The sequence below is a fragment of the Streptomonospora sediminis genome, from assembly GCF_054778995.1.
Map to the genome: position 1 here is coordinate 75479 of NZ_BAAGYZ010000124.1, position 6564 is coordinate 82042.

The 6564-nt window shown below is 71.3% G+C and carries 6 protein-coding genes; 4 read left to right on the forward strand and 2 right to left on the reverse strand.

From position 1 onward, the window contains the following. The first annotated feature begins 128 nt into the window (after window positions 1-128). Together ACYVD5_RS24470 and ACYVD5_RS24475 are read left to right on the forward strand one after the other, a co-directional pair. Window positions 129-1574 carry a sigma 54-interacting transcriptional regulator gene (locus tag ACYVD5_RS24470; protein WP_461003486.1) on the forward strand — a complete coding sequence of 482 codons (1446 nt, stop codon included), beginning with the start codon at window positions 129-131 and terminating at the stop codon, window positions 1572-1574. A 46-nt stretch (window positions 1575-1620) separates the two neighbouring features. Continuing rightward, complete coding sequence (locus ACYVD5_RS24475) at window positions 1621-3579, forward strand: vWA domain-containing protein (RefSeq protein WP_461003487.1); 1959 nt, start codon at window positions 1621-1623, stop codon at window positions 3577-3579. Here ACYVD5_RS24475 and ACYVD5_RS24480 read toward each other — a convergent pair. Beyond that, window positions 3576-4130 carry a UTRA domain-containing protein gene (locus ACYVD5_RS24480; RefSeq protein WP_461003488.1) on the reverse strand — a complete coding sequence of 185 codons (555 nt, stop codon included), beginning with the start codon at window positions 4128-4130 and terminating at the stop codon, window positions 3576-3578. The two genes, ACYVD5_RS24475 and ACYVD5_RS24480, sit on opposite strands and share 4 nt — an antisense overlap. Window positions 4131-4399: 269 nt before the next feature. Beyond that, on the reverse strand, window positions 4400-5197 hold the full coding sequence (locus ACYVD5_RS24485; RefSeq protein ID WP_461003489.1) for a GntR family transcriptional regulator: 798 nt from the start codon (window positions 5195-5197) through the stop codon (window positions 4400-4402). Window positions 5198-5444: 247 nt separating this feature from the next. Between ACYVD5_RS24485 and ACYVD5_RS24490 the strand changes: the two genes are divergently transcribed. Then, the gene (locus tag ACYVD5_RS24490; protein ID WP_461003490.1) at window positions 5445-5741 is read left to right on the forward strand and encodes a hypothetical protein; all 297 of its coding nucleotides are present in this window, start codon (window positions 5445-5447) and stop codon (window positions 5739-5741) included. A gap of 325 nt (window positions 5742-6066) precedes the next feature. Continuing rightward, a complete protein-coding gene (locus tag ACYVD5_RS24495) occupies window positions 6067-6507 on the forward strand; it encodes a DUF6292 family protein (RefSeq protein WP_461003491.1) in 441 nt (146 codons plus the stop codon). Window positions 6508-6564: the final 57 nt, after the last annotated feature.

A 6564-nucleotide genomic window follows, 5' to 3' on the forward strand; every position in this document is an offset into this window, starting at 1 on the left:
ATACTCCCAGTCCTACGCCGTCAAACCCGACGCGAGCCCGCGGTATTTCGTCTTAACGCAGGCCGCGCCGGGCGCGCCGTCCGCACTGCGCCGAGCGGGCGGCGGGACGACTGGCGCAATCCGCGGCAATGCATAGACTCGACCCTGTGTCTGCCGCTGCCATTGGCCACACCGCCCCCGACCACCTGCCCGCCACACTCGGTGCGCTGCGCGCCTCGGGGCATGTGTACCGCCCCATCAAGCATGAGGTCCGCGAGAACCTGCTCGCCCGCATGCGCTCCGGCGAATCCCGCTTCCCCGGCATCGTGGGCTTCGACGAAACCGTGCTGCCGCAGGTCGAACGCGCCCTGCTGGCCGGCCACGACCTCGTGCTGCTGGGCGAACGGGGCCAGGGCAAGACCCGGCTCATCCGCACCGTGTCCGCGCTGCTGGACGAGTGGACCCCCGTTGTCCGCGACTGCCCGGTCAACGACCATCCCTACCAGCCGGTGTGCTCCCGCTGCCGGGCGCTGGCCGCCGAATCCGGCGACGACCTGCCCGTGTCGTGGTGGCACCGCGACGACCGCTACGGCGAGAAACTCGCCACACCCGACACCGGCGTTGGCGACCTGATCGGCGATATCGACCCGATCAAGCTGGCCGAGGGCCGCAGCCTCGGCGACCCCGAAACCGTGCACTACGGGCTGGTGCCGCGCTCCAACCGGGGCGTGTTCTGCCTGAACGAGCTTCCCGACCTCGCCGCGCGCATCCAGGTGGCGCTGCTGAACGTGCTGGAAGAACGCGACATCCAGATCCGCGGCTACGCACTGCGCCTGCCGCTGGATGTACTGCTGGTCGCCAGCGCCAACCCCGAGGACTACACGAACCGGGGCCGCATCATCACCCCGCTGAAGGACCGCTTCGGCGCCGAGGTCCGCACCCACTACCCGCTCGCCCTGGACGACGAGGTCTCGCTGGTCCTGCAGGAGGCCGATCCGGTGCCGGGTGTGGTCGTGCCGCGGCACCTGGTCGAGATCGCGGCCAAGTTCACCCGCCTGGTGCGCGAGTCCTCCTCGGTCGACGACCGCTCGGGGGTCTCGGCGCGCTTCGCGATCGCCGCGGTCGAGACCGCCGCCGCCTCTGCCCGGCGCCGCGGCGCGCTCACCGGCGAGGACCATCCGGTGGCCCGGGTCTGCGACCTCCCGCCGATCGTGGCGACCCTGCAGGGCAAGGTCGAGTTCGAGGTCGGCGAGGAAGGCCGCGAACACGAGGTCCTGCTGCACCTGCTGCGCCGCGCCACCGCCGAGACCTTCCGCAACACGCTGGGCGGCGCCGACCTCACCGCGCTCACCGACCTGTTCGCCGACGGCGGCACCGTCGAGTCCGGCGAGCTGGTCAGCGGCGCCGAACTCCTGCGCGGCACCGGCCCGCTGCCGGGTCTGGCCGACCTCATCGCCCGGCTCTCCCCCGAAGAGGGCCACGGCGAGACCCCGGGCTTCGCCGCGGCGGCCGTCGAGTTCGCTCTTGAAGGGCTGTACCTGAACCGGCGGCTGTCCAAGGACACCGTGCGCGACCGCACCGTCTACCGGATCTGATCCGAGGCCGTGTCCGGCGGGCCGCCCGCCGGAGGGGAGACCGCCTGTGAACCGCTTCCGCTACGGCGAATACGACGACGGGCCCGACCCGCTCGCTCCGCCCTATGACATCCGCGCCGCGGTCGACGAACTCGGCCGCGACATCATGTCCGGGTCCGATCCGCTGCGCGCGCTCCGCGATCTGCTGCGCCGCGGCACCCAGGACGTGCGCGGGCTGGACGACCTGCTGCGCGACGTGCGCCGGCGCCGCGACCAGGTCCGCTCGCGCGGGCGCCTCGACGGCACGCTGGAAGAGGCGCGCGCGCTGCTGGACCGCGCGCTGGGCCAGGAACGCGCCGAACTGTTCCCCGACCCCTCCGACGACGCGCGGCTGCGCGAAGCCGAACTCGATTCCCTGCCCGGCGATACCTCTGCCGCGGTGCGCAGGCTGTCCGACTACCAGTGGCGTTCGCAGGCCGCCGCGCAGAGCTTCGAAGAACTGCGCGACCTGCTGCGCCGCGAGGTCCTCGACACCCACTTCCAGGGCATGAAGGAGGCGCTGGCCAACAGCACGCCCGAGGACATGCAGCGGGTGCGCGAGATGGTCGACGCGCTCAACGCGATGCTCGCGGCCGACGACCGCGGCGAGCACACCCAGGCCGACTTCGACCGCTTCATGGCCGACTACGGCGACATGTTCCCCGAAGAACCCCGACCGCGGAACCTGGAGGAGCTGGTCGACTCCCTGGCGCGGCGCGCGGCCGCCGCGCAGCGGATGATGGAGTCGCTCACCCCCGGCCAGCGCGCCGAGCTGCAAGGGCTGATGGACGATGCCAACGCCCGCTCGGGGATGGACCAGGCCCTCGACCAGCTCTCCGGTGCGCTGCGGGCGCGCCGCCCCGACCTCGACTGGAGCAGCGGCGAACGGGTCGAGGGCGAGCAGGGGCTGGGCATGGGCGATGCCACCAGTGCCGTGCAGGAGCTGGCCGACCTCGCCGAGCTCGATACCGCGCTGAACCAGGGGTATGCGGGAGCCGGGCTCGACGACGTCGACGAAGAGGCGGTGCGGCGCGCGCTGGGCCGGCGGGCGGTCGACGACCTCGACCGGCTGCGTGCGGTCGAACGCGAACTGCGCGAACAGGGCTACCTTGAGGGGTCCCGCAACAAGCTGCGGCTGACCCCCAAGGCCGTGCGCCGCCTCGGCGAGACCGCGCTGCGCGAGGTCTTCACCGACCCCGCCGGCACCGCGCGTCCCGGCGGGCACACCGCCGACACCGCCGGGCAGTCCGGCGAGCCCACCGGCGCCACCCGCCCCTGGGAGTTCGGCGACGAGGAACCGCTGGACGTGGTCCGCACGCTGCGCAACGCCATCGGCCGGGGCGGGGCCCGCCCCGGCGGCCCCATCCGGATGGGGCCCGAGGACTTCGAGGTCGCCGAGACCGAGCGCCGCGACGCCGCCGCCGTGTGCCTGCTGGTCGACCTGTCCTACTCGATGGCGCTGCGCGACCTGTGGGGCAGCGCCAAGCAGACCGCCATGGCGCTGCACTCGCTGGTGAGCACCCGGTTTCCGCAGGACGCGGTCCAGATCATCGGGTTCAGCGACTACGCGCGCGAACTCCCGGCCGGCGGCCTGGCCGAGCTCACCTGGGAGCCCGTGCAGGGCACCAACCTGCAGCACGCGCTGCTGTTGGCCGGCCGGCACCTCGACCGGCACTCCGACTTCGAGCCGATCGTGCTGGTGGTTACCGACGGCGAGCCCACCGCGCACCTGGAGCGCGACGGGTCTGCGTCGTTCGCCTGGCCGCCCTCGGCCGACACCACCGCGGCGACCCTGGCCGAGGTCGACCGCATGACCCGCCGCGGCGCCAACCTGAACGTGTTCCTGCTGGCCGACGACCCGCGCCTGGAACGCTTCGTCGACGAGGTCGCCCGCCGCAACGGCGGCCGTGTCGTCCGCCCCGATACCGACCGGCTGGGCGGCTACGTGGTGCGCGATTTCCTGTCCCGCCGGCGCAGGGCAGGTTAGGCCGGCCCGGGCGCGGGGCTGCCGGTCTCGAACCGCAGGACCATTCCGGCACCCATCGGCGTCACTGTTTCGGTCACCCGCAGCACCCGCTCGTCGGACCATGCGGTGCGCAGGCAGCGCAGCGCGGGCGTGCCCGTCTCGGTACCGAGTAGCGCGGCCTCTTCGGCCGTGGTGGCGTGCGCCGCCACCTCGTCGCGGTAGCCGCTCTGCGCGTGGCCGGATTCGGCCAGTACGTGGATGGTCCCGGCCGCTATGTCCGATGGGCTCTCCAGCTCGGTGCCGACTGCCAGGTCGGCGGGGTAGTACGAGGTTTCCAGTGCGGTGGTGCGCCCGTCGATCGCGCGTACCACCCGCCTGACCAGCGCCGCCGAGTCCCCTAACCGGGACGCGACGGACGGCGGGGGCTGCTCCGTCCGCTCGACCTGGAGTTCCTTGCTCGGTTGCCGGCCGGAGTCCACGACGAACCGGTCGAACGAATCGTGGGCGCCGGGAAGGCCGCGGACCGTCTCTCGACTGGCCGGATAGTCGAAAACGGGGGATTCCTCGTTCACAGGTACACCTCTCCCAAATGGGTCGCAATCGCGTGAAGCTATACCCGTATACGAACAACCCATGACGGACCGTTACCCGCACTGTTCCCTTACCGGCACCCGTCTGCAACCGCCGGGGCGCCCCGGCGGTTGCGGACGCGGTCGCCGCTGTGCATGCGGGTCGGCCCGCGGCTGTGCGGTTAGCGGTCGGTGCTGGGCTCCCCCCTGGTCAACAGTGCGGGCGGTTGCCGGGTGCCGGGCCTGCCCCGCTGGGCGGCCGGCCCGCGGTATCAGCGGTCGTAGACGTTGACGTCGGTGGCCGTGCGCAGGACCTCCGGCGGGATCTCGCCTTCGGCATAGAGCAGTTGGTGGCGGTCCGCCGGCAGGTAGGTGCGCGTGAACCGGATCGGTGTCGTGCCGCAGTAGGCGACGCGCTCGTGGACGAGCAGCGGGATTCCCGGGCCGAGGGCGAACCGGGACGACTCCTTGAGCGAGGGCATCTTGGAGCCCACGACGTCCCACGAACCGGTCTGCGGGTAGCCGAGTTCGGCCAGCAGCTTCTTGGTGCCGTCGGGGATGTTGGCCGGGCGGTCCAGGTCGGTGCCCTCGGCTATGTAATCGGGGTAGTAGGACTCCTGGCGCTCCCACAGCCGCGGGCCGACAAAGCGGTCGCAGCGGCGGATGACGACGAAGCCTCTGACCTCGGACGGGTCGAGGTTCAGCAGGTTGGCGAGCGTGCCCGTGGCCGCCTCGCGCCCGACCGTCAGTTCCTCGCGCGGCACGACGCCCTGTTCGCGGCGCATGCGCTCCAGATAGTTCTCGTAGCGCTCGTCGTCGGACTGGCCCTCAAGGGGCGAGGCGAGGTGGATGGTGGGGCGGTACTCCCGCACCGTGGTGCCGCTGCCCTGCTTCGTGTTGATCCGGCCGCGGTTGGAAAGTTCCTGGAGGGCCCGCCGCACGGTGTTGCGCGAGGTGCGGTAGGCGTCGATGAGCTGGTCTTCGGTGGGCAGCGCCTCACCGGGACCGTACCGGCCCTGGTCGATTTCCTCCATGAGATCTTGCGCGATCTCGATGTGCCGGGGCTCCATCGCTTGACTCCCATGGTTCACCAATTGGTGCCAATGATTCTACCCAGCGGCCTTGACTCAACATCTCTGAGAGCGCATGGTTGTAGTTGTAGGAATGAATCGAATGAGGCGGAACAGGAGACAAAGACGTCTGAGTGACACTGACTGGAAAGGTTCGCCGGCTGGATTCATTCCTCTCCCCGGGGCGATCCGGGACCCGCGCGAGCGCTGGACGGGCGTTCGCGCGTGACGAGAGGAGGGGAAACACATGCCCCTGGCAATCGGGACAATCGTGCTGCTCCTGGTGGCATTCTTCAGCGTCCTGCTCGGCATGCTGGTCGCAGCGACCATCGGGATCAAGCGGAGCGACCGCGGCCACTACCGCGCACTGCGCAACGGCCGCGGCAACGGCACCTTCTCGGGTGCAGGACGCAGCGTCACCGGACTCTGCTTCGTGAACGACGATGCGACCGGGCGGACCGGGGACACCGAGGGCGACGACGATGGCGGAGATGAGCAACAAGAGGACGGCTCCGCCATCGGCCGCACCGACACCCTGGTCTGACCCCCGCCAGCAACCCCGCAACCCCCGCACAAGCGCAGTCCGCCGACTCGGCGGACGGATCGCGTGCCCGGGAACCATCCGGGCGCGCGGTCGTTTTCCAGTGGGTCCGAGCACGCACGACCCGTGCCGCACCCGGACCGCTGCCCCCGCCGGCGCCGCATCGGCGGCGGCTGCGACACGCCACACGGCAATACTCGGACACCGCGCGGCGAACCCGTAGCTTTCCACCAACGAAGACCGCCCGGCCGGGCCCACCGCCCCGCCGGAGGCCTCCGGTTCCGTTCCAACCCGTTACGCAGTACTTCGCTTAGATAAGGACCGCGCCGTGACCGACAACGGCCCTCTCCCGACCCCGTACTCGCCCGAGTGGGTCAGACTCCCCGAGCCCTACGTGGACGCCGTCGCCCTGCGGCTCGCAGCAGGCGGCACCACCGTGCTCGGCCACTGGAACGACCCGATGGATCCCCGGGACGCCACCATCATCGTCCGCGGCCGCGGCGGCGGCCGGCTGCGCTTTGTGTGGGACGAGGAGAGCGGCTGGCGCTACGGCCCCATGGACGCGGACGGGTGGACCCCGCTGGAGCAGACGCGGTACCTGCCCGGCGGACTGCTGCCCGCACCCGAACGGGCCGCCGCCACGGTCCGCGGCGTGCTGTCGGGCGCTATCGCGGGCACGCCCGAGCATCCCCGCTACCGCTCGTTCCACGACTACGGCGACGGCCTCGACGCCGACCTGGCCCGTTACGCCGCTGCAGTGGTGGGCTAGATCGTTGATGGGAGTTTCCCGAACCGGCTGCGGGCATGGCGAAGGGCGCCGAAGATC